This window comes from Synechococcus sp. R6-10 (genome assembly GCF_047461815.1).
Lineage (GTDB): Bacteria > Cyanobacteriota > Cyanobacteriia > Thermostichales > Thermostichaceae > Thermostichus.
This window is the reverse complement of sequence record NZ_JANSHW010000756.1, coordinates 1-1603: the sequence shown is the minus strand read 5'-3', so window position 1 is coordinate 1603 and position 1603 is coordinate 1. Positions and strand designations below refer to the sequence as shown.

Annotated in this window: 2 protein-coding genes; both read left to right on the top strand. The window is 56.5% G+C overall.

The annotated features are described in order from the left end of the window. Positions 1–505, top strand: a 505-nt coding sequence (locus NW837_RS15830) for a cytochrome ubiquinol oxidase subunit I (RefSeq protein WP_414332676.1), incomplete at its 5' end; no start/stop codon positions are given. 193 nt (positions 506–698) lie between these two features. Next, positions 699–1603: cytochrome d ubiquinol oxidase subunit II (gene cydB / locus NW837_RS15825; RefSeq protein ID WP_414332674.1), on the top strand; the 905-nt coding region annotated here is incomplete at its 3' end.

Here is a 1603-nt window from a genome sequence, read left to right as displayed (position 1 = left end):
CAAAAGCTGGGATCCCCAAAATCGTCCCCACATGGTCGGCCTGATCTACTACTCCTTCAGAACGATGGTGGCCATTGGTCTTTTTCTGGCCGGGCTTGTCGGAGTTACCCTTGTGCAATGGCTGAGGGGCAAGCTCTCAGTGGAGGCCCTTTCTCAGCAAAAGTGGCTGATGAGAGCTTGGATCTTCGCAGCACCCCTGGGATACATCGCCGTTGAAACCGGTTGGATCGTCCGCTGTGTGGGTCGGCAGCCCTGGATTGTGTATGGACAACTGCGCACGGTGGAATCGGTTTCGCCCCTGCCGGCAGGAGAAGTGCTGTTTTCTCTGGTTGGCCTGACCGCGTTGTACACTGTGTTCTTCGTTGCCGCTCTCTACTTTGGCAGCCGCATCATCCGCGAAGGGCCAAACCTGGAGTTGCCCGCCCCTGTCCCGGCAACGCAGCCGGTGATCGTGGTCGAGCCTGCCCGCCACGAGCCGGATCGCCGTCCTGCAGAAGCTCGGTAGCAGCAGTTTGGTAGCCATCTAACTGGTGACTCCAAGTAGCAACAGGGCAACGTAGCAGGCCCATTCCCCACAGCAGTGAAACCCTTCGCTACGTCAACTCCCAACTTCCCTTCCCTAGAGGGAGAGGGACTGGGGATCGCCATCGGGAACTGTCTCGCACTGGTCAGAAATACTCAAAGCAGAGGGAACAGCGATGGAATCTTTTGAGCCTTTACAGCGGTTTCTGCCCCAGGTTTGGTTTTTTATCCTGGGCCTATTCCTATTTCTCTACGTTCTGCTGGACGGGTTTGATCTGGGAGTTGGTATCCTCTCCCTGACGGCCTCCAGCGAGACGCGGCGCAGCATTCTCATGACCAGCTTGGGCAATGTTTGGGATGCCAACGAGACGTGGCTGGTGTTGATGGGGGGATCCCTATTTGGATCTTTTCCTCTCGCCTACGCCACCATTCTCAATGCCCTCTACATACCCTTGGTGATCATGGTGGTGGGCCTGATCTTGCGGGCCGTTTCCTTCGAGTTTCGGGAAAACGCCGACAACAAGTTGGTGTGGAACCTGGCCTTTGGAGTGGGCAGCTTTTTGGCAGCCTTGGGCCAGGGATTTGCCTTGGGCAGCGTCTTCGAAGGGATCCAAGTGGACGAAGCCGGCCACTTTGCCGGCAGCCCCTGGGATTGGCTGACCTGGCGCACGCTGTTGGTGGCTCTTACTTTGATCCAGGGCTATGTGTTAATCGGCTCAGCCTACCTAATCGTTAAGACCACCGGCGAGCTTCAGGAAACCTACTACAAGACGGCAACCATCGCCACCTGGACAACTTTACTGGGGGCAGTGTTTATCACCATCAGCACTCCTATCATGTCCGAGCAGGCGCGTGCTCAGCTTTTCTCGCCCCCTCTTTTCTACATCTTTGCTGCCATCCCAGTTCTGGGACTTTTGTTGGTGGCGTTGTTGCTGCGCAGCCTGCGCCGGCGGGAAGAAAATAGCGTTTTGGTTTACACTTTTTTGATCTTTGCGCTTTCTTTTATCGGCTTGGGGTTCATGGTCTTCCCCAACATCATCCCCCCCAGCGTCACCATCTACGAAGCGGCGGCCTCCCCCAG